This window comes from Bordetella sp. MIP270_01_BMS (genome assembly GCF_054958705.1).
The window spans coordinates 1,670,565-1,697,487 of the sequence record NZ_CM143297.1 but is presented as its reverse complement, the minus strand read 5'-3'; the positions used below and the strand labels follow the sequence as shown (position 1 = coordinate 1,697,487).

The following is a 26,923-nucleotide window of genomic DNA, read 5'->3' as shown; positions in this document are numbered from 1 at the left end:
GAACGCAGAAAGGGCGGCATATGCCGCCCTTTCTGCATCCGCCGACCGGCCCGGTCAGCGCCTGTGGTTATGATGGCCCTTATGGCCATGTTTGCCATGCTTTTTGTACTTGTGCTTGTGCTTGTGGTGACCGTCGCGGCCGCCGTAGTAATACACCGGCGCAGGGTGCACATAATGGGGCCGATAAACCGGAGCCGGCTGGTAGTACACCCGCGGCGGGGGCGTCACGTAGACGGGTTGGGGCGCCACGTAAACGGGCGCCGGGTAAATCACCCCGGGTATGCCGATGGAAATGCCGACGTCTACGCGGGCCATGGCCGAGCTTGCCATCAGCAGCCCCGCGGCGCTCAAGCCCGTGATCAACCATTTTTTCATGGATACCTGCCTTGCTGCGTACACAGCCGTATTGGATAACGACCTCATTGTCGGTGTTTTCCCTGCAACAGTCGTGTACAGGGGTACGGCAATGGCGACAAACCGCAACATTAGCGCCCTGGCGCGTCGGCTGGAATGCTGTGCTGCACCAATTTTGTGTCCCTCGGAGAGACTTGGTCCTGAAATCGGCTGAAACCGGGTTGCGCGTCCACCTCATCAGGTCGGACGTTACATTTGCACACCAAGGCGCATACCCGGCCTGCCGAGGGACGGGGCGGCGGTCTACGCACCCGGCGTTTGCCGATATACTTGACTGATGCAGAATTCTATCCACGATCTCAAGCCCGGCTATTACTGGTACACCATGGCGAATGACCCCTTGGCGGTCATTCACATCCATGCTGACGGCGGCGCAACGCTGATGGGCACCGATTTCCGCATGGAAGCCCAAGGAGTAGCGCAGATGATTCAACAAGGCGAGCGCTTCTTCTGGATCGAGCCTCCTGCCGTCTGAAACGTGCCAGACGGTGTGCAGCCGGGCGTGACGCAGACGACTGCGTCCGGCGGGCTAGCCTGGTGTAGGCTGGCCGATCAGTTCGAACACGCCGTTTATAACGAACTGCACGCCCACGCATATCAATAAAAAGCCCATGACACGGGCCACGGCGTCGATGCCGGATGCCCCCAGCACATGGAAGATCCGCTCTGCGCTGCGCAGGCAAATCCAGAACAGCAAAGCCAAGAGGATCGCTACTGTGATCACCGCCAGGTGGTGAATGATCTGGAGACCCTCGCCCTGGCTGTGCAGGGCCGACGTGCCGCTGACGATCAGCGCGATGGTTCCGGGGCCCGCTGTTCCCGGCATGGCCAACGGAATGAAGGCAATGTCGCGCGGTTTTGGACGTTGCGAGCCCCGTGGTGTCTCGAGTGCCAGGCTGGGTGCATCCGGAGCCATATCGAGCTGGACGTCGGCCTCGCTCTGACTGGGAAACAGCATGCCGAATCCGATGTAGGCCACGATGAGGCCACCGGCGATGCGCAAACCGGGTATCGAAATGCCCAGGCCCGACATGATGACATTGCCCGCATAGAAGCACACCAGCAGAATGACGGCCACGTAGAGCGTGGCACGGTCGATCTGGTGATTGCGTTCTTCGGTGGTGTAGCCTTTGCTCAGGGCCAGAAGCAAAGTGGTGCTGGCCAGCGGATTTGCCACGGGTAGCAATGCCACCAGTCCCAACCCGACGTACTTGAGATATTCGAGCAGCAAGCGAGCTCCTGGTGAAATTCCGTAGCAGGCCCGCGCGGGGCCGTGGCGGCTTCGGCATGTGTGGATCGTAGCACCGGAATCCCATGGGGAACATGCCGCCAGCGCGCCGCTGCGGTTAGCATTGCGGTCACCTGTCATTAAGTATCCGCATCCAAATGGCCAACCACGAATCGCGCGACTCGCCCTGGGCGGTGTTCATCGTGTTCCTGCGCCTGGGCCTTACGTCATTCGGCGGTCCGGTGGCGCACCTGGGTTATTTCCACGCCGAATTCGTGAAGCGGCGTGCCTGGGTGGGCGACCGTGCCTATGCCGATCTGGTGGCGCTGTGCCAGTTCCTGCCCGGGCCCGCCAGCAGCCAGGTCGGTATGGCGCTGGGGCTGGCGCGCGCCGGGTATCCAGGCGCGTTGGCCGCCTGGGCGGGCTTTACCTTGCCGTCCGCCGTACTGCTGGTGCTGGCGGCGCTGGGCATATCGCACTTTGGACAGTCCTTGCCTCTGGGCATACTGCACGGCCTGAAGATCGCGGCGGTGGCGGTGGTGGCCCTGGCCGTGTGGGCCATGGCGCGCACGCTGTGCGCCGAGCGGCGCAGTTTCAGCATCATGGTGGCCGCCGCCTGTGCGGCGACGCTTCTCCCTTACGCAGTGACGCAGGTGGTCATTCTGAGTCTGGCGGGTGTAGCGGGCCGCCTGTGGCTGGCGCAGCCCGACCAGGCCGCCGCGCAGGCGCTTTCCGTGCCCATCGGCCGTCGTGCCGGCGCGGGCTGGCTGTTGCTGTTCGCCGGACTGCTCATTGCGCTTCCGCTGGCTGCCGCCGCGTATCCCAGCCACGTCCTGGAGCTGATCGACGCGTTCTACCGCGCGGGCGCGCTGGTGTTCGGCGGCGGCCATGTCGTACTGCCGTTGCTGCAGGCGGAGGTGGTGGCGCCGGGCTGGGTCGACGCGGGTACGTTCCTGGCTGGCTACGGCGCGGCGCAGGCGGTGCCGGGGCCATTGTTCACATTTGCAGCGTTCCTGGGCGCATCGCTGCAGGGCCAGCCTACCGGCTGGCTGGGCGGCGCATTGTGCCTGGTCGCCATTTTCGTGCCGTCGTTCCTGCTGGTCGCGGGGGCCTTGCCCTATTGGAGTGTTCTGCAGCAGGGCCGGCATACCCGCGCAATGCTGGCGGGGGTGAACGCCGCGGTGGTGGGGCTGCTTGCCGCGGCCCTGTACGACCCTGTCTGGACCAGCGCCATACAGCGGCCCGTCGACTATGCGCTGGCGCTGGTGGCTGTGGCGGCGCTTGCGGCCTGGAAGCTGCCTGCCTGGGCCGTGGTGGCGGGCTGTGCCGTGCTGGGCGGACTGTCCGGGGCGTGGATGGGGTAGCCCGCCGGTGGTGCGCGGCGGCTACGCGGCAGTATTGCGCGGGAAATACAGGCACACGCATAGTCCGGGTTCTGCATTGCGCAGCTCGACTCGTCCACCGTGCAGACGCGCGATCGCCATGACGGTCGCCAGTCCGAGTCCGTAGCCCGGCACATGATGATGCGCGCGATAAAAGCGTTCGCCGATGCGCCCCATCTTTTCGGCAGGTATGCCGGGCCCGTTGTCGCTGACGGTCAAGCGCACTTCTTCGGCCGAATGGCTGGTCTCGATACGGATACGCGCCTGGGCGCCGGCGTATTTCAATGCGTTGTCCACCAACGTGGCAATGGCGCCTGCCAACAGATCCGGATCTCCTGACAAATCGGCAGGACCGTCGCCGGCATAAGTGAGAACCGCTAGCCTGTCGTCGGCGACCGCCTCGTACAGTTCGGCGACATCGCGGGCCACGGCGTCCAATGACACGGGTTCGAAACGCTGTCTGCGCGTGCCCGATTCGAGTTCTGCAATCTGCAGCAGCTTTTCCGACACTTTCACCAGGTCTTCGAGTTCGGCCGACAGGCCATCGACGCGCATCCGGATATCGGCGCGTGCGTCACGCTCCCAGTCGATGCTGCGCAGGCGCGCCAGCATGCGCGTCAGCGGCGTGCGCAATTGGTGGGCTACCGCGTCCGACACATTGCGTACGCCGCTCATCAGGACCTCGATACGGTCCAGCATGCGATTGATGTCGCGCGACAGCAATGCAAACTCGTCCTGCCGGGGGTGCGCGGGAATGCGCTGCCCCAGCTCGCCGGCGCCTATCTGCGCGGCCGTACGGCGGATGACCTCGACGCGGCCTTGCAGCACGCGCCGGAATATCGCGGCTCCCAGCAGAATCAGCAGCGCGATGACACCCGTGGCCACCAGGCTGACTTTACGGATCAGTGCGGTCAGGTCGTAAAGATCGCGCAGATCGTGCCCGATGATCAAAGTCGATCCGTCGGGCAGTTTGCGCGCCACCAGGTAGCCATGCACCGGCATGCCGCGCAGCATTACCGAGCGCATCACGCCGCTGCCGTTCAGCGGGGCATCCGACGGGTCCCATGCAATATTGCCCACCAGCATGCGGCCCAGGGGGTCCAGCAGCATGAACATCTCGGTATCGGTGTTGACGTGGTCTGCCATCTCGAGCGCGATCTCGCGTTGCAGGCCCGCCAGGCCGCTACGTTCGAAGTGCGCATTCATGCGTTGCGCGGTGATCTGGACCTGCCGCGAAAACTGCGATTCAAGAATCCTCACGCTCTGGAAGTAGACGAACATCAGCGACAGCAGCGACGTCAGGAGTGCCAGGATGCTGTAGTTCAACGTCAGCCGAAAGGCCACCGAACTCCAGATGGCCCGCAGCCAACGCACCATGCGGCTTATCATTTCGGATCCGGCGCTTCGGTGCCTTGCGCCGACAACCTGTAGCCGACCCCGCGCACTGTATGGATCAGCGGGGTTTCGCCTTCCGCATCGATCTTCTGGCGCAGCCGGCTGATATGCACATCGATCACGTTGGTCTGCGGATCGTAGTGATAGCCCCATACGGTCGCCAGCAACATCGTGCGCGTCAGCACCTGGTCGGCGTTGTTCATCATGTAGGCCAGCAGCTTGTATTCGCGGGGCTGCAACGCAATGCGCCGATTGCCGCGCGTGACCGTGCCGCTCACCAGGTCGAGTGCCAGGTCGGCCACTGCCAGTTGGCGCTGATCGTAGCCCGGCGAAGAACGCCGGATCAGCGCCTCGACGCGCGCGGCCAGCTCCGGAAAGGCAAATGGCTTGGTCAGGTAGTCGTCGCCGCCGGCCTTGAGGCCCCTGACTCGCTCGTCGAGGGCCGTGAGGGCGCTCAGCACCAATACGGGGGTTTTGCGGCCCAACGCGCGCAATGACCACAGAATCGAGAGCCCGTCGACGTCGTTGGGCAACATTCGGTCAAGAATGATGGCATCCCAGTGCTCTGATGTGGCTCTCTGCAACGCCGTAGGTCCGTCCATGCAGATCACGGGGTCGTAGCCCAGTTCTTTGAGCCCGTTGGCGATGTAGCGGGCATTGTCGGCATCGTCTTCCACGATCAGGCACCGCCACATGTCAATCTCCCAAGGCCTGGCCCATAGCCGCGCATTCTAGCGCAGCACTGCGCACCGGCTGGATGTGGCATGCGTGCACATTACGAATAATTAATGATCCCGTAATCCCCCGTTCGCGTTCGCGTGCGTACCATCGACGGGGTGATGAATGTACAGACGTCGATCCCTCCCATGACCTGCGCGGGCGCCCCTGCGCTGCAGCCCGCCGATTTCGCCGTGCTGGCCGACTTTCGCCACGAGCTGCGTCGATTCGCCCTCTACAGCGAAGCCCAGGCGCAGGCAAACGGGCTCGCGCCGCAGCAGCATCAGGCGCTGCTGGCCATCAAGGCTGGCGAGAAAGCATTGACGGTCACGGACCTGGGGCGGCAGCTGTGCATCAAACCGCACAGTGCCGCGGAGCTGGTAAGCCGGCTGGTGCACATGGGCATGCTGGCCCGGCAGCCTGATCCGCAGGACGGGCGCCGCGTGCTGCTGCGCCTGACCCCGCAGGCCGAGAACACCCTCGACGCGCTGGCGGCCGCGCACCTGCAGCAATTGCAGAATATCCGCCCCCTGCTGCGGGGCCTGCTGGAAAAATTCGGCGGTTCGCCCGCTGCCGCCACCCGCGGCGAATAAGTGTTGCCGCGGTTATCGGCCCGCTTGCCATCATCCGCGCGTGCTCCAGCCGCCTGGCCGCCTATTTCTGTTCGACCAGATTGGACAGGGCGTTGCCCAGTTCCTGGACCGCGCCTCCTACGCCTTCGGCCACGCCCTTGGCGCTGACGCCGATGGCATTGGCCAGGCCTCCCACCATCCGCATCGAGATGCTGTCGTCCAGAGAGAACTTGGGGTCGTCCAGGTTACCGGTCAAGGTGAAATCGAAGGAGACCTCGCCCTTGCGGTTTTCCAGCGCCGCCAGGACCGCCTTGCGCGGCAGCGACGCCAGGGAGTCGCCCTGGCCCCCGAACTTCAGGTTGCGCAGTTCAAGATGCCCGCTGGCGTTCAATTGGCGCTTTTCCACCCGGGTACGCATGTCCAGGTCGACGGTGCCGCCCGCCATGGTGGTGCCCGCGCCTTTGTACAGATATGGGGCTAGCACCGGCACCGCTACTCCCGACAGGCGCGTGCGCACGTCGGCGTCACGGCTGGCGGCCGACAGCCAACCCTCGACCTGCACGTTGCCCGTGTGCGACTTGGCGGGCGCACGGCCAATGACCTGCAATTGGGTCCGTTCGTTGCGCTTGGGAAAATACAGCGGCCCGATATCGGCCTGCATGCGGTCGAGCGTGATCTTGTGCGCCGGCTTGGAGATGACGGCATCGTAATAGTCCACTTCGCCATTGCGCAGCGTCGCCATGCCGATCTGGGTTTCCCAGCGTTCCGATGGGTCTTTGCCTTCGGCGGCGCTTTCCTGCCGCTTTTCGCGGGCGCGCGCCGAAAGCGTGGGCAGCAGTTCCAGGCCATCGGAAGTGCGGCGCACCGACAGGTAATAATCTTCGACGATGAGCTTGTCGAGCACCAGGCGGCGAGAGAACAGGCTGCGCCAGTCGGGGGTGCACACGATGCGGCTCGCGCGCAGCGTCTGCTTGGCGGGCCAGCCATCCGGGGCGCCAAGTGTCACGTCGTGCAGCACGACTTCGGTCAGTCCGACATCGATGCGAGCGGCTTGCCCGCTGGAACCCATGAAGTCGACGATACGCGCTTCGACGACGCGGGCGGCGAGGTGCATACCCAAGGCTCCGGCCGCCGCCAGGGCGAGCAGACACGCCAGGGTCACCAGCAGGATTTTCTTGCTTCGTGGGGTCATGGTGGTCGCCAGTGCAGTAGGGCCTGCCCGGGCAGGATTTCGCCGGGGATGCCAATAATACTAATCGCTTGAGCAGGGCTTGCGTTGCGACGCCAGCAAATTTCACGCCACGGGCTGGCCTGGTGCGCCGTCTACCGGGCGCGCGCGCAGGCGACGCGAAGGCGGCATGTGCAGGGGCGTAAAGCGGGGGGAGTGTGCGGGTGGCCTTGCCTCGTGGGCGGCCAGAAATGGCGGAGAGGGTGGGATTCGAACCCACGGTACGGGGATACCGTACGCCTGATTTCGAGTCAGGTACATTCGACCACTCTGCCACCTCTCCGGGTGTCCGTTTTCCTGGCCGGGTATGCACCCGGTGGGACGTTGCCTGCGGCGCGGGCGCCGTGGTCGTCTGGCAGACGTCTGGACCTTCGCTTGCCAAAAAAGCGAAGACCGCAACTATATCAGAAAATTTCCCGGCCAGGTGCATGGCCGATATCGCCCCGCGCCACAGCCCCGGCTGCGGCAAGCCCTGGCTGCATGTGGGGGCGCCTCTCGCGTGCCCACGCGCGGCGGCTACACTTGAGCCCGGTCTTCCCATGCGGGCACGGCCCGACCCAGACAGGAGAAACGCATGCTCAAAGGAAAAGTTGCAGTCGTTACCGGTTCCACCAGCGGCATCGGGCTCGGGATCGCCGCCGCATTCGCGCAGCAGGGCGCCAATGTCGTGCTGAACGGGTTTGGCGATGCCGCCCAGATCGAAAAGCTGCGTACCGATATGGCCAGCCAGTACGGGGTGCAGGTGCTATACGATGGCGCGGACCTGTCGCGCGGAGCTGCAGTGCGCCAGATGATTGATGGCGCGGTGCAATCCCTGGGGCGTATCGATATTCTGGTCAACAACGCCGGCATCCAGCACACCGCCCTGATCGAGGATTTTCCCGTAGAGAAATGGGACGCCATCCTTGCCTTGAACCTGTCCGCCGTGTTCCATGGCAGCGCCGCGGCGCTGCCGCATATGAAAAAGCAGGGCTGGGGGCGCATCATCAACATTGCGTCTGCGCACGGCCTGGTCGGCTCGGCCAGCAAGTCCGCCTATGTCGCGGCGAAACACGGCGTCGTGGGCCTTACCAAAGTCACCGCGCTCGAAACCGCCGGCACGGGGGTAACCGCGAACGCCATTTGCCCCGGCTGGGTACGCACCGCCCTGGTCGAGAAGCAGATTTCGGCGCTGGCCGAACAACAGCACATCGACCAGGACGCGGCGGCGCGCGATCTGCTCAGCGAGAAGCAGCCCTCGCTGCAGTTCGTGACGCCCGAGCAACTCGGGGGCACCGCGGTTTACCTGGCCTCGGACGCGGCCGCTCAGGTCACCGGCACGACGATCTCGGTGGACGGCGGCTGGACGGCCCGCTGATCCCGCAACCCATCAACCCGCCTTACCAATCAAGGAACCCTGCAACATGTTGTTCTTGCTTTCGCCCGCCAAGAAACTGGACTACGACACCCCCGTCCACATCGAGCAGCACACACAGCCTCTGTTCGTGGACCAGGCTGCGGCGTTGATCAAGGATCTTAAGAAGCTTTCGGCGGACGACGTGGCCGGGTTGATGAGCCTGAGCCCCGCATTGGCCGAACTGAATGTGGGCCGCTACGCTGCCTGGACGCGCAAGTTCACGCAGCACAATGCCCGGCAGGCCGTGCTGGCTTTCAATGGCGATGTGTATGAAGGGCTGCAGGCCGACACGCTGTCCGCGGCCCGGCTCGAATGGGCGCAAGAGCACGTCGCCATCCTCAGCGGCCTGTACGGCGTCCTGCGTCCTCTCGACCTGATGCAGCCGTACCGCCTTGAAATGGGCACGCGGCTCGCCACCGCGAAAGGCAAGAACCTGTACGAATATTGGGGAAGCACCATCGCCGACTACCTGAACGAGCGTCTCGCCTCCCGGAAGTCGCCCGTGGTGGTGAACCTGGCTTCGGAAGAGTATTTCAAGGCGGTCGACCAGAAGGTGCTGAAGGCGCGCGTGGTGCAATGCGTGTTTCAGGACTGGAAAAACGGCGCATGGAAAGTAATCAGCTTTCACGCCAAGCGAGCCCGCGGCCTGATGGCGCGCTTTGCCATCGAGCACAAGGTGGGCAAGCCCGAGGGCCTGCAGAAGTTCGATAGCGAAGGCTATGCCTACGACGCTGCCGCTTCGTCGGCCGACAAGCTGGTGTTTCGTCGCAAGGCCTGAGCACGCGCTCATGTCCGCCGGGCTGCGCACCTTCCTGGTCTTCTCGCTGGGATACCTGGTCTCTTATTTATTTCGTGGCGTCAATATTGGCTTCGGCCCATACCTGACCGACGAGCTCAACCTGTCGGCCGGCGATCTCGGCACGCTGACCAGTCTGTATTTTCTTGGGTTCGCCCTGATGCAGGTCCCGGCCGGGTTGTTCCTGGACACGTGGGGCCCAAGGCGCGTCAACGCATTGATGCTTCTGGTGGCCGCCCTGGGCACCCTGGTGTACGGCCTGGCGGACAGCCTTGCGGGGTTGATGGCAGGCCGCCTGCTCATTGGCGCCGGGGTGTGCGTGTGCCTGGGTGCGGCCTTCCAGGCACTGGCGCAGAATTTCCCCTTGGCTCGCCTGCCGCTGGTCAACGGGCTGGTGATGGCCGTGGGTGGGCTGGGCGGGGTGCTGGTTGGCTCCCCGCTGTCCTGGTTGCTGGCTCGCAGCTCGTGGCAGTCGGTCAGTGTGGCGCTGGCTTTTCTTACGCTCGCCGTGGCTGCGCTGATCTGGTTCGGCGCGCCTCGTGAAGCGGTGCGTCAACGCGCCGTGCCGGGGCTGGGCGAACAGTGGCGGGGCACCTGGGCATTGCTGTGCGATGCGCATTTCTGGCGGCTGGTGTCTTTGCCCGTCATGACAGGTGGAGCGTTCTACGGAGTGCAGTCGTTGTGGGTGCGTCCGTATCTCACGGACGTAAACGGCCTGAGCGCGGCGCACGCAGCGGGCCTGGTGTCCTTGATGGGCATTGCCATGATGGCCGGCAACGTCGGCCTGGGCGGACTGGCCCGGCGCATGGAACGCATGGGGCTGGGCCTATATGGTTTCGGCGGCGCCTGCATGGTCCTGTTCCTGCTGACCCAGGCGCTCATCATGGCGCAGGCTCCCATACCGCTGGGGGTGCTGTGGGCCTGTTATGGGGCCTTCGGCTCGGCGAATATCCTGGTCTACGCGCTGCTGGCCGGCGAGTTTCCCCGTGAGTTGCTGGGGCGGGTGGCATCCACCACCAACCTGCTGATGTTCCTGACCATCTTCCTGTGCCAGGTGGGCGTGGGCTGGATCGTCGATCTGTGGCCGCTCAACGCCGGCGCCTATCCGCCGCGGGCGCATCTGGCGGCCTGGGGCGTGGTGCTGGTGCTGCAGGTGGCGGCCGCGGCCTGGTATTTCTGGCCCGCGCGTCCGCGCCGCGCACCTGTGACGGAAGGCTCGGTTTAAACAGGCGCGGCCCGCCGTTGCCGCGGGCGTGACACCCGTTCAAGCCGCCGCCCCGGCCCCGCCCAAGCCGCGGCCCTGACTCCACTCAAGCCGCGGCTGCGACGGGACGGCTGCGCGGTGGATCGGCCACCGAGGCCAGTTCGCGCCGTATCTGCGTCGATGCCCGCAACATCTGCTTCAGCGGGTACGCCAGCGAGGCCAGTTCCCCCTCGGTGTCGAAATGGGTGGGCAGGTCCACAGGCGCCGGGCTGTCGTCGTCCAGCATGTCCACGATGCCGACCAGGGCCTGGCGCATGGGCTCGGGCCACGCTTTCAAGTTGGCCAGTATCGGCACCGCCGCGGTGATCTGCGACGCCATGATGTGATTCTGAATCAGCAGATTATTGAATTCCGGCACATTCAGCTGGTGTGAGCGCGGCTCGCTCATCATGCGGTAGAACGCCTCGGCGAAATTGCTGAAGGCGATGTGCACGTGTTTGCGAGCCAGCCGCCATGCAAGGTCGGCCTCAGCGATCGACGGCGCGTCGTCTGGCAGGGCCGCGCCCTGGGCCGATGCCTGCATGGCCTGGGCGTACCGCAGTCCGGTACGCAGGTATTCACGGTTCGCGTTCGTGGCTGCGCGCGCCAGCGGTTTCAGGTAGCGCGCTTCCCACCAGGGCAGCACATAGCTGCATACCAGCGCGATGGCGCAGCCCAATGCCGTATCCAGCGCGCGCTCGCCTATCACTTCCATGGAAATGGTGCCGGGGGCCACGAAGTGGAACACCAGTACCACGAACAGGGTGTTGAACACGGCACTGCCCATGTAGTTCAACTGCAGCAGGCTGTTGCCCATGATGCAGGCGATGAGCAGCGCCCCGAACAGCACCTCGGGGCGAGTGGTCAGGGTAAAGAGCGCCAGGGCGAGCATGCACCCGACCAGTGTGCCTATCAGCCGGAAGCCATTGCGCTGGCGGGTCAGTGCAAAGCCCGGCTTCATGATGATGATGATGGTCAGCAATACCCAATAGCTGTGGGATTCCGAGACCTGCGGCGTGGCCCACTGAGAGATCAGCCCCATGGCAATGGCTGCCGCCAGGGTCACGCGCACCGCATAGCGAAAATAGGGCGAGTCGCTACGCAGGTTGCTGGTCAGCATGCCCAGGCGCAATTCCTGGCGCGACATGAACTGCGTCAACGACTTGTCGATCAGCACGGCACTGGTGGGCTCGGCATCCGGGCGCGCCTCGGTGTGGGCCGCCAGCTTGCCCACAATGCGTGCCGCATTGCGCAGGCGGCGCAGCACCTGCACGATCAAGGCCAGCATTTCCGGGTCCTGTTCGGCCATTCCGTGATTGCGAAACTGCTCGATCTCGTACTCGATTGCGCGCAGTTCGGCCTTGGTGCTGCTGCGGTAATGCACCGCCTTGCCGCGCGACACGTCCAGCGCAATGCGGTTGAGCTCCAGCGACATCTTGGCCAGCGCGTCGCGCATGAACATCAGGCAGTCGTGGCCGGCAAGGCCGCGCCGTAGTGTGGCGTAATCGGTATGCGTGGCCACCAGCGTGTCCAGCAACTGCAGCATGTCCACGAACAGGTTCCACAGCATCAGCCGTTCGCCGTCGCGCCAGCCGCGCCCGCGAGGCAGAGTGCGCAGCAATGTCGCGCGCGGCCTGGTGTTTCTCCGTCATGACCGACTGCGACTGGATCAGCGCGGGGTAGATGTCGTCCAGATCGGTGGTTTCGTCATAAAAGCGGCTGCGCGCCGCCATGTAGTCGGCAGTGGCGAACAGCGCCACCGACATGGCCTGGCGCTCTTCGCGCAGCCAGAGGATACGGCTGAAGGCCAGGCTGAACGCCAGGTAGAACAGGGCGCCGCCGAGCGTGGCCGCCGAGTGCACCAGCACCTGATCAGGGGCCAGCGGGGAATGCATGGTCAGCGTCATGATGAGCAGGCCTGCGAAGCCGATCAGGCCGCCGCGCTTGCCGAACACCGAGAACATGGAAAACACGAAGCACTGCGCAATGATCACCAACCAAAGCAGCAACGGGTATGTGGACGCGGCGCCCGTGACCGTGACGGCCGTGGTGGCCAGCGCGACTCCACCCAGCATTTCGTTGGTGCGGTGCCGCTGAGGCCCGCCGGGCTGGTCGATGATGGCCAGGCATTGCGCCCCGAATGTGGCGACCAGTCCGATACTGTAGTGCCCCATCACGCCGCCCAGCACCATCACCGGCAACAGCATGCCTACGCCTTGCCGCACGCCTCCGAAGAAGTAGTGGCTGTAGAGAAAGCGGGGAATGCTGGCGATGCGCAGGTCCATGAGCGGCCAATTTCGGGTGCGGACGCCCAAGTATAGAAACATGTACGGATGTTGGGGCCGGATCGGGGCGGCGGCGCTGGCCGAGGGTCGATTTGCTACTGATGCCGCAACGCGGTAAATTCCCTGTCTTGCGCCGGCCTGCCTATCCGAAGCCGGCGCCCAGGCCGACGGGCTGCCCGGGCTACATTCCGGGGGCTGCGCGCCAGTAACAATTGCCGTTTGGCCGCGTCACAAGCGTGTGTTGCCAAGGCTTCCATTTCGACCTCCAGCGTCCCCCAGGGGCGTTTGCGCTGCGTTCCCGACGAACGTGTGCCGGGTCGGCAGGGTGTCCGGGTGGCGAGTCTCCGTGAGTCTCAAAGCGCCAGATCATGCTGTCGGTTTCGGTCCGGGTTCAGTTGCCGCCGTATCCGGGCGTGCAACGATCAGGAAAACAGGGCCGGTACTGAAAGGAATACAACATGGAAACCATAGGCGCCGATATCGTCGTGCGCTGCCTGGCCGAAGAAGGCGTCGAGCACGTTTTCGGCTATCCCGGCGGCGCGGTGCTGTACATCTACGACGCGATTTTCAAGCAAGACAAATTCCAGCATATCCTGGTTCGTCACGAGCAGGCCGCCGTGCACGCTGCCGATGCGTATTCGCGCGCGTCGCAGAAAGTCGGTGTGTGCCTGGTCACCAGCGGCCCGGGCGTCACCAATGCCGTCACCGGCATCGCCACGGCCTACATGGACTCCATCCCCATGGTCATCATCAGCGGGCAGGTGCCCACTGCGGCCATCGGTGAAGACGCTTTCCAGGAATGCGACACGGTGGGCATCACCCGGCCGTGCGTCAAGCACAACTTCCTCGTTCGCGACGTCAAGGACCTGGCCGAAACCATGCGCCGGGCGTTCTACATCGCGCGCACGGGGCGGCCCGGTCCGGTGCTGGTAGACATCCCCAAAGACGTCACCTTGCAGCCCTGCAAGTACGTGGCGCCCAAGGGCGAGATCACCATGCGCTCTTATGCGCCAGTCAACAAGGGGCACCAGGGCCAGATCAAGAAGGCCGTGCAGATGCTGCTGGCCGCCGAGCGCCCCATGATCTACGCCGGAGGCGGAGTCATTCTGTCTGACGCCTCGGCCGAACTTCGCCAGGTCGCCGAACAGCTGGGTGCACCGTGCACCACCACCCTGATGGGCCTTGGCGGCATGGCCGGCACCAGCCGCCAGTACGTCGGCATGCCCGGCATGCACGGCACCTACGAAGCCAACATGGCCATGCAGCACTGTGACGTGCTGCTGGCAGTGGGCGCGCGCTTCGACGACCGCGTCATCGGCAATCCGCGTCACTTCGCCCAGAACGCGCGCAAGATCATCCATATCGACATCGACCCGTCGTCCATTTCGAAACGCGTGCGCGTCGACGTGCCCATCGTCGGCAACGTCAAAGACGTGCTGGCCGACTTCATCGCCCAGTACGATGCCGCGCGGGCCGACTCCAAGCCGGCGTCGCTCGAAAAATGGTGGCAGCAGATCGAAGCCTGGCGCGGCAAGGAATGCCTGAAGTACGCCAACTCCGACGAAGTCATCAAGCCGCAGTATGTCGTCGAGAAACTCTGGGAAGTCACCGGCGGCGATGCCTTCGTCACGTCCGACGTGGGGCAGCACCAGATGTGGGCGGCGCAGTATTACAAGTTCGACAAGCCGCGGCGCTGGATCAATTCCGGCGGACTGGGCACCATGGGCGTGGGCCTGCCCTACGCCATGGGGGTGCAGATGGCCAATCCGGGGGCCGACATCGCCGTCATTACCGGCGAAGCGTCCATCCAGATGAACATCCAGGAACTCTCCACCTGCCATCAGTACCACCTGACGCCCAAGATCATCTGCCTGAACAACCGATTCCTGGGCATGGTGCGGCAGTGGCAGCAGATCGACTACGGCTCGCGCTATTCCGAGTCATACATGGATTCTCTGCCCGATTTCGTCAAGGTGGCCGAGGCCTACGGGCACGTGGGCCTGCGTATCGAGCGCCCCGCCGACGTCGAGCCGGCCCTGCGCGAAGCATTCAAGAAGCACAAGGATCGCCTGGTCTTCCTGGACTTCATCACCGACCGCACCGAGAACGTGTGGCCCATGGTGAAGGCCGGCCGCGGGCTGACCGAGATGCTGCTCGGTTCCGAAGACCTGTAAGGAGGCGACCATGAAACATGTGATTTCCGTGCTCATGGAAAACGAACCCGGCGCGCTGTCGCGCGTGGTCGGCTTGTTTTCGGCTCGCGGCTACAACATCGAAACGCTGACGGTGGCGCCCACCGAAGATTCCACGCTGTCGCGGCTTACCGTCGTCACGGTCGGCTCTGATGAAGTGATCGAACAGATCACCAAGCATCTGAACCGCCTGGTGGACGTGGTCAAGGTGGTCGACCTCACGGAAGGTTCCCACATCGAGCGCGAGCTCATGCTGATCAAGGTGCGCGCCGTAGGCAAGGAACGCGAAGAAATGAAGCGCATGGCCGACATTTTCCGTGGCCGCATCATCGACGTCACCGACAAGTCCTACACCATTGAGCTGACCGGCGTGCAGGAAAAAGTCCAGGCGTTCATCGACGCCCTGGACCGCAGCGCCATCCTGGAAACCGTGCGCACCGGCGTGTCCGGTATCGGGCGCGGCGAACGGATCCTGAAGCTCTAACGGCCTGCCGGCCTGCATCAAACCAACCCAGAAACATTACCGAATCGCATAATCCGGAGCACACGACATGAAAGTTTTTTACGACAAAGACTGCGACCTCTCTCTCGTCAAGGGCAAGACCGTTGCCATCATCGGCTACGGCTCGCAAGGGCACGCCCACGCGCTGAACCTGCATGACTCGGGCGTGAAGGTCGTGGTCGGCCTGCGCAAGGACGGCGCCTCGTGGAACAAGGCCGCCAACGCCGGCCTCGAAGTGAAGGAAGTCGCCGAAGCCGTCAAGGCCGCCGACGTGGTCATGATGCTGCTGCCCGACGAAAACATCGCTTCGGTGTATCGCAACGAAGTGCACGCCAACATCAAGGCTGGCGCCGCGCTGGCTTTCGCGCACGGCTTCAACGTGCACTATGGCCAGGTCGTGCCGCGCGACGATATCGACGTCATCATGATCGCGCCCAAGGCTCCCGGCCACACGGTGCGCTCGACCTACAGCCAGGGCGGCGGCGTGCCCCACCTGGTGGCCGTCTACCAGGACAAGTCGGGTTCGGCCCGCGATGTGGCCCTGTCGTATGCCAGCGCCAACGGCGGCGGCCGTGCCGGCATCATCGAAACCAACTTCCGTGAAGAAACCGAGACCGACCTGTTCGGCGAACAGGCCGTGCTGTGCGGCGGTACCGTCGAGCTGATCAAGGCGGGTTTCGATACGCTGGTGGAAGCCGGCTATGCGCCTGAAATGGCGTACTTCGAATGCCTGCACGAGCTGAAGCTGATCGTTGACCTGATCTACGAAGGCGGCATCGCCAACATGAACTATTCCATCTCGAACAACGCCGAATTCGGCGAATACGAGACCGGCCCCAAGATCGTTACCGAACAGACCCGCCAAGCCATGCGCGAAGCCCTAGTCGCGATCCAGACCGGTGAATATGCCAAGAAGTTCATCCTGGAAAACGCGGCCGGCGCACCTACGCTGACCTCGCGCCGTCGCATCAACGCCGAATCGCAGATAGAGCAGGTGGGTGGCAAGCTGCGCGCCATGATGCCCTGGATCGCCGCGAACAAGCTGGTGGACAAGTCGAAGAACTAAGGCTTGCGCAACCGGTGTGTCCGGCGCTACGGCTCCGGCACATCGTCCCAGGCCGACGCGCGCATGCGCGCGTTGTGTTCAAGGCATCCCCTTGGGGATGCCTTTTTGCTTCCATGGCCGGGCCGGCAGTGTTTTGTGCCACACGCGCTGTCCCGCGCTGCGTCGCCGGACGCCTGTCCGACGGCGCGCACCCCGGCCGCGCAATGGCTCTCGGGTCGAAGCCACCCAGGTCTCGCACGGCGCTCTTTCCTGCCGGGTTGTCGGCGCAGCATGGCGCGTGACGACGCGCGTTGGGTGCTGCCAGCACCCGGGCCCGAGTCTTGCAGCGCAGTGCCGTTCGGCTTGTCTGGCGTTGCCTCGTGCGCTTGCCAGCGCCGCATCCGCCCTGGATGAGTTAACCTTTCAGTAATCCGTCGCCATATTCCGTGACTATGCCAAATTTCTCCATGCGCAATTCCGAGAATCGCCACCGCAGCATCTATCTGCTGCCCAACGCGTTCACCACCGCGGCACTGTTTGCCGGCTTTTACGCCGTCGTGCAGGCCATGAACGGCCGATTCGAGGTGGCCGCCATTGCCATTTTCGTGGCGCTGGTGCTTGATGGCATGGATGGCCGCGTTGCCCGGCTCACCAACACCCAGTCTGCATTCGGCGAGCAGTACGACTCCCTGTCGGACATGACATCTTTCGGCGTGGCGCCCGCGCTGGTCATGTACGAGTGGATACTCAACGACCTGGGCCGCTGGGGGTGGCTGGCTGCGTTCGTCTATGTGGCGGGGGCGGCGTTGCGGCTGGCGAGGTTCAACACCAATATCGGCGTTGTCGACAAACGTTATTTCCAGGGGCTGCCCAGCCCCGCGGCGGCCGCGCTGGTGGCCGGTTTCGTCTGGCTGGCCATCGACAACAAGCTTCCCATGAGCGAACAGACCATGGCGTGGGTGGGTTTCTGCCTGACCATGTATGCCGGCGTGACCATGGTGTCCAACGCATCGTTCTTCAGCGGCAAGAGCTTCGCCCTGGGCCGCAGTGTGCCGTTCTGGGGCATTCTGCTCGTCGTGGCGGTGTTCGTCTTCGTGTCGAGCGACCCCCCGGTCGTGCTGTTCGGCCTGTTCGTGCTGTACGGCCTGTCGGGCTGGATCATCATGGCATGGCGCTGGAATCGCGCGCGAACCCGGCGGCAGCAGCAAGACCGCCGCACGGGCCCCTGAAAGACCGGCTGCCCGCGACCCCCCGGGCGGCAGCTACCAGAAGCGCCGTTCCTCGTCGTACATGGGGTCGGGCCCCGGATGAAAGCGGGTGACCCGCTGGCCATCGTGCCCCATGTACACGTACATCAGCGAATTCCATACGCCCGATTGCAGGTAGCGGTATGACCACACCACCTGCCGCACGCTGGGCAACCCCACCTCGTCGATTTCCGCGGGGGGGCCGAATTCGCAGCGCACCTGGTCGGGCGTCCACGTGCCCGTGGCCAGCACCTTGAAGTGGGCATCGGTCAGCAGGGGCACCACCTGGTCTATGCGGCCGTCCGGGCCCACGTTGGCCCCCCAGGCATATTGCCCGTAGGGTTGCTGCGTCCAGATGACGCGTTCGCCGCCGTTGGGCAGCGGGCAGGCGAAGTTGGGGCGCCCGAGCTGGGCAGCCACCTCGGTCATGGGCGTTCCCGGGGCCACATGGGCCGGATTGGCACAGGCTGCCAGGGTGGCAATGGCGGCCACCGCGGCCGCGCGGCCCGCCAGGCGGGTCAGGACAGGAAACATGCCGGTTCTCCGGTAAGCCGGCGGGGCCGGCGCGCCTGGCACGCACAGTGCCAGGCCAATAGGGTGATTCTAGCGAATCAGTTATAATCGCTGTCTGATTTGCCCGGCTATCTGCAATGGCCGGGCAAATTAGTATGTTGCCTCGCAGGGAAATCCCTGCGTCGGGCCTGCCTTGAGGGCATGTCCGGACCCACGGCCGTGCTGCAACACGGCGGCGGTCAGCCAGCATGGCAGTAGCAATCGCAGTACCCGAACAAACCCGCATTACCCCAAGCATCACGGTTTTTTGCCGTTTTTTTTAACCACGGCTGGGCGCCTCGGCCCTGCCGCAAGTCTCAAGAGGTCATTCATGTCCGTAGCTGACATCAAAAAAGCCGACATCGTCGCGCAATTTCAACGTGCCCAGGGCGACACCGGTTCCCCCGAAGTCCAGGTGGCTCTGCTCACCGCTCGCATCAACGAACTGACCGGTCACTTCAAAGAACACATGAAGGACCACCACTCGCGCCGCGGTCTGCTGCGCATGGTCAGCCGTCGCCGCAAATTGCTCGACTACCTCAAGGGCCGCAATCCCGACTCGTACCGCGCACTGATCGAAAAACTCGGTCTGCGCAAGTGATCGACGGGGCAGGCTCCCCATGACGCAACCGTGGCCGGTGCGACGTTCTGTCGCGGCGGCCACGGTTTTTCATTTGTAAGGAATCCTCGTCATGTTCAATAAAGTGACCAAATCGTTCCAATACGGCCAGCACACGGTCGTACTGGAAACGGGCGAAATCGCCCGCCAGGCCTCTGGCGCCGTGCTGGTGTCGGTTGACGACACCGTGGTGCTGGCCACCGTTGTTGCCGCCAAGAAGGCCAAGCCCGGCCAGACGTTCTTCCCGCTCACCGTCGACTACATCGAGAAAACCTACGCCGCGGGCCGCATCCCCGGCGGGTTCTTCAAGCGCGAAGGCAAGCCTTCCGAAAAAGAAACGCTCACGTCGCGCCTCATCGACCGCCCGTTGCGTCCGCTGTTTCCCGAGGCGTTCTACAACGAAGTGCAGGTCGTGCTGCACACGGTCTCGGTCAATCCTGAAATCGACCCCGACATCCCGGCCATGATCGGCGCTTCGGCCGCCCTGGCAATTTCCGGTATTCCGTTCAACGGCCCCATCGGCGCCGCTCGTATCGGTTATATCGATGGCCAGTACGTGCTGAACCCCACCGCCACGCAGCTGAAGTCCTCGCAAATGGACCTCGTCGTGGCCGGTACCGAGAATGCCGTGCTGATGGTCGAGTCCGAGGCCAAGCAACTGTCCGAAGAAGTCATGCTCGGCGGCGTGGTTTATGGCCACGAGCAAATGCAGGCGGCCATCAACGCCATTCACGAACTGGTGCGTGAAGCCGGCAAGCCCGAATGGGACTGGCAGCCCGAAGCCAAGAACGAAGCCCTGATCGCCGCCGTGACGGCCGTCGCGCAAGACAAGCTCGCCGCGGCCTACCAGGTGCGCCAGAAGCAGGCCCGCACCGCGCAACTGCGCGAGGTCTACGCCGAAGTGCACGCCAAGCTGGCCGAACAGGCCGCTGCCGCCGGCCAGGACGCTCCCGACTCGGTCACGGTCGACAACATCCTGTTCGATCTCGAGGCGCGCATCGTGCGCGGCCAGATCCTGAACGGCGAGCCCCGCATCGACGGCCGCGACACCCGCACCGTGCGCCCCATCAGCGTGCGCCTGGGCGTATTGCCGCGTGCTCACGGCAGCGCGTTGTTCACCCGTGGCGAAACCCAGGCGCTGGTCGTGGCCACGCTGGGCACCAAGCAAGATGAGCAGATCATCGACGCGCTCATGGGCGAATATCGCGACCGCTTCATGCTGCACTACAACATGCCGCCTTTCGCCACCGGCGAAACCGGCCGCATCGGCGTGCCCAAGCGGCGCGAAATCGGGCACGGCCGCCTCGCCAAGCGCGCGCTGGTATCGCTGCTGCCGCCGCACGACGAGTTCCAGTACACCATCCGCCTGGTTTCCGAAATCACCGAATCCAACGGCTCGTCGTCCATGGCCTCCGTCTGCGGCGGTTCCCTGGCCATGATGGACGCAGGCGTGCCCCTGCAGGATCACGTTGCTGGCGTTGCCATGGGCCTGATCCTCGACGAAGGCAAGTTCGCCGTCCTGACCGACATCCTGGGCGACGAAGATCACCTGGGCGACATGGATTTCAAGGTGGCCGGCACGCAGAAGGGCATCACCGCCCTGCAAATGGACATCAAGATCCAGGGCATCACCAAGGAAATCATGCAGGTGGCGCTGGCGCAGGCCCGCGAAGGTCGCCTGCACATTCTTGACAAGATGCGTGAAGCCCTCGACGGCTCGCGTGGCGAGCTCTCGGCTTTCGCGCCGCGCATGCTCACCATCAAGATCAACCCCGAGAAGATCCGCGACGTCATCGGCAAGGGTGGCGCCACCATCCGTTCCCTGACCGAAGAAACGGGCACCCAGATCGACATCTCCGATGATGGCACCATCGTCATCGCCAGTGTCGACGAATCCCAGGCGAAGGAAGCGCAGCGCCGCATCGTCGAACTCACGGCCGACGTCGAGGTCGGGCAGGTATACGACGGCTCCGTACTGCGCCTGCTCGATTTCGGCGCCATCGTGCAGGTGCTGCCCGGCCGTGATGGCCTGCTGCACATTTCCGAGATCGCCAACTATCGCATCGCCAATATCAACGATGTGCTCAAGGTCGGCCAGCAGGTCCGCGTCAAGGTCATCGAGGCCGACGACAAGGGTCGCCTGCGCCTGTCGGTCAAGGCCATCGGCGGCATCGAGCAGCAACAGGCTGGCGGCGCCGAAGCCGCCCCGCAGACGGAACCGCAACCCGAGTAAGCTTTGCGGTTCTTGAAGCAGAAAACGGCACCGAAAGGTGCCGTTTTTGTTTATCTACGGTAAATTCTGGACGCGCCGGCGCGAGCCGCGCATTCACGACGGAGACCGCATTGATCGGCACAGGGCGCACGCACGCATGAACAGGCTACGCTTGGCTTATCGAGCCGCGACCGCGTGCGCGCTGTTGGGCCTGGCATCGGCATGTGTCTCTCAGCCCCCGGCGGTGGGCCCGCGCAGCGAAGACATGTCCATGGACCAGCTGGCCCAGACCGACTTCAACCGTACCGTAACGCTGGAGATCCGCGACAACCTCAACAGCTTGTACAGCCTGCTCGATAAACTCTACAGGCGTAATCCGCGCGAGTGGCAGAAGGCCGGCCTGGCCGATCACGCCACCGCCGTGGCCCGGGTGCGCGGCTGGATCGCCAGCGGTACGCCGCCCCCTGGCCTGCATGGCTTGCGCGACATCCAGATCCTTGCCGTATCGCTGGACCCTGCCTATTCGCGCGATCGCGTCGCGGCGTTCATCTACGGACTGGCCGATACCCTGATTGCGGCCCATAACGGCAAGACGCGCATGTACCTTTCCGATGTGCTGGATGCGCAGCATATCTACAATGCCGCGCGCAACGTCGAGGCCGCCGCATGGCTGCTGGCCTCTCGCCGCGACGGCCGGGGCGAGCCTCTGCTGCTCGCCAACGAAATGTCTGCCTCGGGCACCAACCTGAGCTTCGAGCGGGAATTCGGCGCCATCATCGGCCGGCTGGACCTCATCGCCAATCTGCTCGGCGAAAACGCCCGTCGCGTGGGTATCAACTACGCGCAGGGGCTGTTGTTCTTCAATTTCCTGCCGGTGCGGTAGCGCCCGGGCGCCCTGTGCAGGCCCGACTGCCCGCCGCGCATGGTGTTTCTGCAAGGGGCGCGGCAGTAGCATAATGAACCCCCCATTTCGGCTTCCACAGGACCAAACCGTGATCGATCTTGCCGCCATACAGGCTGCCCGCGCCCGCTTGCAGGGGCAGGTGCAAAAAACGCCGTTCACGCATTCACGTACGCTGTCCGACATCCTCGGGGCCGAAGTGTGGTTGAAATTCGAGAACCTGCAGTTCACCGCGTCGTTCAAAGAACGCGGCGCGCTCAACCGCATGCTGGCGCTCAGCCCGCAAGAGCGTGAGCAAGGCGTCATCGCCGTGTCGGCCGGCAATCACGCGCAGGGGGTCGCCTATCATGCGCAGCGCATGGGCGTGCCTGCGGTGATCGTCATGCCGCGCTTTACGCCTACCGTGAAGGTGGCCAACACGCGCCGCTTCGGCGCCACCGTCGTGCTGCAGGGCGATACTTTTGATGACGCCAAGGCGCATGGATACCGACTGGCGCGTGAACGCGGATTGGTCATGATCCACCCTTATGACGATGAGGCTGTCATCGCAGGGCAGGGCACCGTGGCGCTGGAGATGCTGGAAGACCAGCCCGAGCTCGACACACTGGTGGTCGCCATCGGGGGGGGCGGGCTGATCAGCGGAATCGCCACGGCCGCGCGCGCCATCAGGCCGGGCATCGAGATCGTGGGCGTGCAGACCGAACGTTTCCCATCCATGTACGCCGCCATGCAGGGCATCGACATGACGCCGGGCCAATACACCATAGCCGAAGGGATTGCGGTCAAGTCGCCCGGACTGATCACCCAGGACATCGTGCGCGGCATGGTCGACCGTATCGAGCTCGTCAGCGAAGCGGACATCGAACATGCCATCGTGGTGCTGCTGGAAATCGAAAAAACCGTGGTCGAAGGGGCGGGGGCGGCGGGGCTGGCGGCCTTGCTGCGCGATCAGGCCGCCGGCACGGGCCGCTTTCGCGGCAAGCGCGTCGCGCTCGTGCTTACCGGGGGCAACATCGACCCGTTGATGCTGGGCGAACTGATCGAGCGGGGCATGGTGCGCGCGGGCCGGCTGGCGCGCATCCGGGTCGACCTGCGCGACCTGCCCGGTGCCCTGGCGCACGCCACCAAGCTCATCGCCGACGCGCAGGCCAATATCACCGAAGTCCACCATCAGCGTGCGTTCACGTCATTGCCGGTGCGCAACGTCGAAGTGGACTTCGTGCTGCAGACCCGCGGCCCCGACCATATCGAAGAAGTGATCGCCGTGCTCAACCAGGCCGGCTTCGCGGCCAGCAATCACGATCACTGATCCGGCCGCAACGCCTGCCGGCCCGGCATCGGCCGAAGGCTACAGCCCGTCGCGGGCCACCAGGGCCTTCAATCGGTACAGGCGTTCCCGATGCAGCGTGTCTGCCAGCGGCTCCGGATCGCGACCCAGGCCGACGTAGTCGGCCGGCACGCCTCGGATGGCATCGCGTAGCCGTGCGGCGTCGTCTTGCCACCATTGCGACAGCAGCCGGTCGGGGTTCCAGGCCTCCAGCCCCTGGCGGCGCAGTTCCGATCGATTGAAATCCTTCAGGTTCCAGGTGGCCACGAGCACTTGCGGGGGCTGCTGCAGCCCGCAGCGGGCGCGCCGTGCCAGCCCCGCCGCGATGACATGAAAGTCCTTGGGGTCGCTGTAGCGCAGCACGCTCTCGTAAGCCTGCAGGTCCGCTTCGGCCGCGTGGGGGAAGGCCTGATTCATTTCGGCCCACTGCGCGGTCAGGACTTCGGGCGGGATGGCCCACAGCCGGGCCGCATTGCGACGCCATTCCTCACCGATGCGCTCGCTCCAGACGGGCTGATAAACCCGTGCAGCGGCCAGCCGCAGCAGCAGGCGTCGCAAGATGCCCGACATCAGAACGCAGGCGTCCAGCACGACAAACGGAGGGGGAGTCAGGGAAACAGGGGTCACGGCGCCGACACTGTAGCAGGAACCCGCCCCCTAATTCTGGTAACAATAAATTGCGGGGACAGCGCAGTCACCCACCTCCTCGGCACAGAAATGAGCCACCGCCAGACGATAAAGCTGCAGGCTGCAGGTAGGCGGCATTTGGGCACTTATAGATTTGTTGCATCTATTAGGGAAAACCGCCTTGAGGCCCTATTTCGCTTCAAGTAGTTTGCGCGGGTAATCCCTAATCGGGGCAGTGTATCCGGGGCAAATGGCAGCCGCGTGTCGCCGATGCGTCACCCTGCGCAACTGCAAGAAATGAGTCACGGGAGAGTATTTGTGGACATACCCAGCTTTATTCAGTCTCGCCCCATCATCGCGCATACTCCCCTCGAGAATGGCCTGGTCTTCAAGCAGATGACCGGACACGAGGGGTTGTCGCAGCTGTTCGAGTTCGATGTCGAACTCTTGGCCAACAGTTTCAACCTGGACCTGAAACAGCTGCTCGGCAAGCCGCTTACGCTGGAAATTGCCACGGCCATGCAGCCCCGTTACCTGAGCGGGCAGATCGTGCGCTGTGTCATGGTGGGACGCGAAAGCAGCACGTCGCGCAACTATATCTACAAAGTCACGGTAAAACCCTGGCTCTGGTATCTGACGCAGACGTCCGACAACAAGATCTTCCAGCAGAAAACGGTGCCCGACATCGTCAAGGAAGTGCTCGGCGAATATGGCTACCCGTTCGAAATGAAGCTGACGGGCAGCTACCGGTCCTGGGAATACTGCGTGCAATACCAGGAGACCGACTTTGCATTCGTGAGCCGCCTGCTGGAACACGAGGGCATCTATTACTACTTCAAGCATGAAAAAGGCCAGCACACCCTGGTCATGACAGATGACATTGCCCTGCATGCCCCCGTGCCGGGCTACGAGTCGATTCCGTACTACGGCCCGGACCGTGTTTCAACGCCGCAGGAAGAATACATCTCGATGTGGGAGATCTCGGCCCAGGTCACGCCGGATGGCTATGCGACGGTGGACTACGATTTCACCAAGCCCGGTGCAAGCCTGGACGCGGTCTCGAAGCGGTCCGGCGGGTCCGAACCCGGCAATCTGGAAGTGTTTGAATGGCAGGGCGGTTTTCAAGAGGCGCAGCATGGCGAACAATACGCGCGCGTGCGCCTCGAAGAACTGCAGAGCAGCCAGGAACAGGACATGGGCGCCAGCAACGCGCGCGGCCTGGCGCCGGGGCACCTGTTCACGCTGCGCAACCATCCTCGCAAGGCCGAGAACCGTGAATACCTGGTGGTGTCGGCCAATTACCGAATGAGCGTGGGCGGGTATTCGACCAGTAGCGGCTCCGAGGAGTTCTACGAAGCCTCGTTTTCGGCCCTCCCTTCCAGCGTGCAGTATCGCGCACCGCGTGTCACGCCGATTCCGCGCACCCACGGTCCGCAGACCGCGCGCGTGGTGGGACCGGCCGGCAAAGAGATCTGGACCGATAAATACGGCCGCATCAAGATCCAGTTTCACTGGGACCGCTACGGCCAGAAGAATGAAAGCAGCTCATGCTGGGTGCGCGTGTCCAGCCCGTGGGCGGGTGGGGGATTCGGCGGCTTGCAGCTTCCACGCATCAACGACGAGGTGGTGGTCGACTTCATCGGAGGGTGCCCGGACCGGCCCCTGGTGCTCGGGCGTGTCTATAACGCCAACAACATGCCGCCGGTGGAGCTGCCGGCCAGCGCGACTCAAAGCGGATTCCGCAGCCAGTCGGTCTATGGCGACCCGTCCATGTGCAACAAGATGATCTTCGAAGATGCGCTGGGCTGCGAATTGGTGCACATGCGGGCCCAGAAGGATATGTGTGACGAGGTGGTGAACAACCACAATCACACGGTGGGCGCGAACTACAGCGTGGATGTCTGCGGCCATTACAGCATTCGTGCGGGATCCCTGGGCGTGGAAATTGCCAAGACCACCAGCCTGACGCACAAAGGCCAGACCACCGTCAATATGAAGGCCTATGACCGAACCATCGAAGGACCGGTCATTACGAGCACGACGGGCGATGTCCAGCAAGGCGTGAAAGGGTTGTTGACGCAGCGGCAGGAAGGCGACCAGTCGCTCACGGAAATTGGCAACGTCGCGCATTCTTTGCAGGGCAACTACGGGTCGGTGCATACCGGCAATTTCAAGAAAGTCATTATCGGCAACGTCGGCTGAGCAGTCTTCGTGAAGGCAAAATGAATGTCTAAACCCGACCTTAACGAGCTGACCCAGGACCTGGTCGCGTTCCAGAAGAAGGATCCTGACGGTCCGGAATTTCCGACCCCGCAGAATGTGCGCGACTTCGCCAGCGACAAAGGGGTGGACCTCGCCGGGAAGGACGGCACGATCGAGGGAATGACCAAGTCATTCTCCGGCAGTGAGGGAATCTCGGTCTTCGGCAAAGAGCTCACCGGCACCATGGCGGCGCCGGTGTCCCCCGAGCTGGCCGCGCAGGCGCAGGCGGCCGCCGTCAACGCGGCGGCGGGCGGTTCCCTGATGGGCGCCGGTATCGAAATCCAGGGGCCATTGAAGGCCACCGTGCATGACAAGGTCGAACTGACATTCCAGGATTCGTACCTGAAGAACACCCAGGGCAATACGCTCTACACGCACATTGGCGATGTCACCATCAAGGCGACCGACGTGCGTCTGACGGCTTCGGCCATCACCATTGACGCCAAAGTCGAAGAACGCAATACGGTCGACACCCGCAAGGAGTCCTACCGCTATGCCTTCAATCTGGGTTTCGGCACATACAGTACGCTGAGCACGCCGACCTCGAACAACGCCGCCACGCTGATGAGCCTGGACTTCAGTGGGGTCAACACCAGTGCGGCGGCGCTGCGTTTCGGGTTGGCCTGGAAAATGACGCACAAGGGCAGCTGGCGAGTGGGCGTGAAGGGCTTCACATTGAGCGACAAGGGCACCTCCGAAGAACGCCAGGCCAACCTGGTGGTTACCGGGGTGGGCTTTCTGATGGTGTTGCTGTGACGCTGGGCCGAGCGCGGCATCGTAT

23 protein-coding genes, 1 tRNA gene and 1 pseudogene are annotated in these 26,923 nt (G+C 63.8%); 16 read left to right on the top strand and 9 right to left on the bottom strand.

Going from position 1 to position 26,923, the window contains the following annotated elements; translation table 11 throughout:
* Positions 1 to 54 precede the first annotated feature (54 nt).
* The gene (locus ACV17W_RS07895) at positions 55 to 375 is read right to left on the bottom strand and encodes a virulence factor (RefSeq protein ID WP_462595869.1); all 321 of its coding nucleotides are present in this window, start codon (positions 373 to 375) and stop codon (positions 55 to 57) included.
* 316 nt (positions 376 to 691) lie between these two features.
* Between ACV17W_RS07895 and ACV17W_RS07890 the strand changes: the two genes are divergently transcribed.
* Positions 692 to 889: a hypothetical protein gene (locus tag ACV17W_RS07890; RefSeq protein ID WP_462595868.1), complete on the top strand. Its 198-nt coding sequence runs from the start codon at positions 692 to 694 to the stop codon at positions 887 to 889.
* Between the two features lie 54 nt (positions 890 to 943).
* Here ACV17W_RS07890 and ACV17W_RS07885 read toward each other — a convergent pair whose 3' ends face one another.
* The gene (locus ACV17W_RS07885) at positions 944 to 1,645 is read right to left on the bottom strand and encodes a MarC family NAAT transporter (protein WP_462595867.1); all 702 of its coding nucleotides are present in this window, start codon (positions 1,643 to 1,645) and stop codon (positions 944 to 946) included.
* 155 nt (positions 1,646 to 1,800) lie between these two features.
* Here ACV17W_RS07885 and chrA point away from each other — a divergent pair, with 155 nt between their 5' ends.
* A complete protein-coding gene (gene chrA, locus ACV17W_RS07880; protein WP_462595866.1) occupies positions 1,801 to 3,006 on the top strand; it encodes a chromate efflux transporter in 1,206 nt (401 codons plus the stop codon).
* A gap of 21 nt (positions 3,007 to 3,027) precedes the next feature.
* Here the strand turns inward: chrA and ACV17W_RS07875 are convergent, their stop codons facing one another.
* Both ACV17W_RS07875 and ACV17W_RS07870 read right to left on the bottom strand, forming a co-directional pair.
* Positions 3,028 to 4,401: a sensor histidine kinase gene (locus tag ACV17W_RS07875; RefSeq protein WP_462595865.1), complete on the bottom strand. Its 1,374-nt coding sequence runs from the start codon at positions 4,399 to 4,401 to the stop codon at positions 3,028 to 3,030.
* Between the two features lie 8 nt (positions 4,402 to 4,409).
* Positions 4,410 to 5,114 (bottom strand): response regulator transcription factor, encoded by a 705-nt coding sequence (locus tag ACV17W_RS07870; protein ID WP_462595864.1) that lies wholly within the window; start codon positions 5,112 to 5,114, stop codon positions 4,410 to 4,412.
* A gap of 171 nt (positions 5,115 to 5,285) precedes the next feature.
* Between ACV17W_RS07870 and ACV17W_RS07865 the strand changes: the two genes are divergently transcribed.
* Positions 5,286 to 5,729 carry a MarR family winged helix-turn-helix transcriptional regulator gene (locus ACV17W_RS07865; RefSeq protein WP_462596497.1) on the top strand — a complete coding sequence of 148 codons (444 nt, stop codon included), beginning with the start codon at positions 5,286 to 5,288 and terminating at the stop codon, positions 5,727 to 5,729.
* 61 nt (positions 5,730 to 5,790) lie between these two features.
* On the opposite strand, the gene ACV17W_RS07860 is transcribed toward ACV17W_RS07865, so the two are convergent.
* Positions 5,791 to 6,900, bottom strand: a complete 1,110-nt coding sequence (locus ACV17W_RS07860) for a DUF748 domain-containing protein (protein ID WP_462595863.1) — start codon at positions 6,898 to 6,900, stop codon at positions 5,791 to 5,793.
* Between the two features lie 228 nt (positions 6,901 to 7,128).
* A tRNA-Ser gene (locus tag ACV17W_RS07855) sits at positions 7,129 to 7,219 on the bottom strand.
* Positions 7,220 to 7,510: 291 nt separating this feature from the next.
* Between ACV17W_RS07855 and ACV17W_RS07850 the strand changes: the two genes are divergently transcribed.
* The 3 genes from ACV17W_RS07850 to ACV17W_RS07840 are packed head-to-tail and all read left to right on the top strand — an operon-like array spanning position 7,511 to position 10,353.
* Positions 7,511 to 8,293 (top strand): 3-hydroxybutyrate dehydrogenase, encoded by a 783-nt coding sequence (locus ACV17W_RS07850; RefSeq protein WP_462595862.1) that lies wholly within the window; start codon positions 7,511 to 7,513, stop codon positions 8,291 to 8,293.
* 46 nt (positions 8,294 to 8,339) lie between these two features.
* Positions 8,340 to 9,110 (top strand): peroxide stress protein YaaA, encoded by a 771-nt coding sequence (yaaA, locus tag ACV17W_RS07845; RefSeq protein ID WP_462595861.1) that lies wholly within the window; start codon positions 8,340 to 8,342, stop codon positions 9,108 to 9,110.
* Between the two features lie 10 nt (positions 9,111 to 9,120).
* Positions 9,121 to 10,353, top strand: a complete 1,233-nt coding sequence (locus ACV17W_RS07840) for an MFS transporter (protein ID WP_462595860.1) — start codon at positions 9,121 to 9,123, stop codon at positions 10,351 to 10,353.
* Between the two features lie 85 nt (positions 10,354 to 10,438).
* Here ACV17W_RS07840 and ACV17W_RS07835 read toward each other — a convergent pair.
* Positions 10,439 to 12,656: pseudogene (locus ACV17W_RS07835) on the bottom strand (FUSC family protein).
* A gap of 458 nt (positions 12,657 to 13,114) precedes the next feature.
* On the opposite strand from ACV17W_RS07835, the gene ACV17W_RS07830 reads away from it, so the two are divergent.
* The 4 genes from ACV17W_RS07830 to pssA all read left to right on the top strand — a co-directional run bounded on the left by ACV17W_RS07830 (position 13,115) and on the right by pssA (position 17,624).
* Positions 13,115 to 14,830, top strand: coding sequence for an acetolactate synthase 3 catalytic subunit (locus tag ACV17W_RS07830; protein WP_462595859.1), 1,716 nt, complete (start codon positions 13,115 to 13,117; stop codon positions 14,828 to 14,830).
* A gap of 10 nt (positions 14,831 to 14,840) precedes the next feature.
* Complete coding sequence (ilvN, locus tag ACV17W_RS07825; RefSeq protein WP_462595858.1) at positions 14,841 to 15,332, top strand: acetolactate synthase small subunit; 492 nt, start codon at positions 14,841 to 14,843, stop codon at positions 15,330 to 15,332.
* A gap of 67 nt (positions 15,333 to 15,399) precedes the next feature.
* A complete protein-coding gene (gene ilvC, locus ACV17W_RS07820) occupies positions 15,400 to 16,416 on the top strand; it encodes a ketol-acid reductoisomerase (RefSeq protein WP_462595857.1) in 1,017 nt (338 codons plus the stop codon).
* 431 nt (positions 16,417 to 16,847) lie between these two features.
* The gene (gene pssA, locus ACV17W_RS07815) at positions 16,848 to 17,624 is read left to right on the top strand and encodes a CDP-diacylglycerol--serine O-phosphatidyltransferase (RefSeq protein ID WP_462596496.1); all 777 of its coding nucleotides are present in this window, start codon (positions 16,848 to 16,850) and stop codon (positions 17,622 to 17,624) included.
* Between the two features lie 33 nt (positions 17,625 to 17,657).
* On the opposite strand, the gene ACV17W_RS07810 is transcribed toward pssA, so the two are convergent.
* Complete coding sequence (locus ACV17W_RS07810; RefSeq protein WP_462595855.1) at positions 17,658 to 18,176, bottom strand: hypothetical protein; 519 nt, start codon at positions 18,174 to 18,176, stop codon at positions 17,658 to 17,660.
* A gap of 349 nt (positions 18,177 to 18,525) precedes the next feature.
* Between ACV17W_RS07810 and rpsO the strand changes: the two genes are divergently transcribed.
* The 4 genes from rpsO (at position 18,526) to ACV17W_RS07790 (ending at position 23,235) form a co-directional block, all read left to right on the top strand.
* Complete coding sequence (rpsO, locus tag ACV17W_RS07805; protein ID WP_012248532.1) at positions 18,526 to 18,795, top strand: 30S ribosomal protein S15; 270 nt, start codon at positions 18,526 to 18,528, stop codon at positions 18,793 to 18,795.
* A gap of 91 nt (positions 18,796 to 18,886) precedes the next feature.
* Positions 18,887 to 21,046: a polyribonucleotide nucleotidyltransferase gene (gene pnp, locus ACV17W_RS07800; protein ID WP_462595854.1), complete on the top strand. Its 2,160-nt coding sequence runs from the start codon at positions 18,887 to 18,889 to the stop codon at positions 21,044 to 21,046.
* 136 nt (positions 21,047 to 21,182) lie between these two features.
* A complete protein-coding gene (locus tag ACV17W_RS07795; RefSeq protein ID WP_462595853.1) occupies positions 21,183 to 21,908 on the top strand; it encodes a hypothetical protein in 726 nt (241 codons plus the stop codon).
* A 109-nt stretch (positions 21,909 to 22,017) separates the two neighbouring features.
* A complete protein-coding gene (locus ACV17W_RS07790) occupies positions 22,018 to 23,235 on the top strand; it encodes a threonine ammonia-lyase (protein WP_462595852.1) in 1,218 nt (405 codons plus the stop codon).
* A gap of 39 nt (positions 23,236 to 23,274) precedes the next feature.
* Here ACV17W_RS07790 and ACV17W_RS07785 read toward each other — a convergent pair whose 3' ends face one another.
* Positions 23,275 to 23,823, bottom strand: a complete 549-nt coding sequence (locus tag ACV17W_RS07785; protein ID WP_462596495.1) for a PIN domain-containing protein — start codon at positions 23,821 to 23,823, stop codon at positions 23,275 to 23,277.
* 375 nt (positions 23,824 to 24,198) lie between these two features.
* Between ACV17W_RS07785 and ACV17W_RS07780 the strand changes: the two genes are divergently transcribed.
* The gene (locus ACV17W_RS07780; protein ID WP_462595850.1) at positions 24,199 to 26,082 is read left to right on the top strand and encodes a type VI secretion system Vgr family protein; all 1,884 of its coding nucleotides are present in this window, start codon (positions 24,199 to 24,201) and stop codon (positions 26,080 to 26,082) included.
* A 24-nt stretch (positions 26,083 to 26,106) separates the two neighbouring features.
* Entirely contained in the window at positions 26,107 to 26,898 is a 792-nt protein-coding gene (locus tag ACV17W_RS07775) for a hypothetical protein (protein ID WP_462595849.1), read from the top strand.
* Positions 26,899 to 26,923 lie beyond the last annotated feature (25 nt).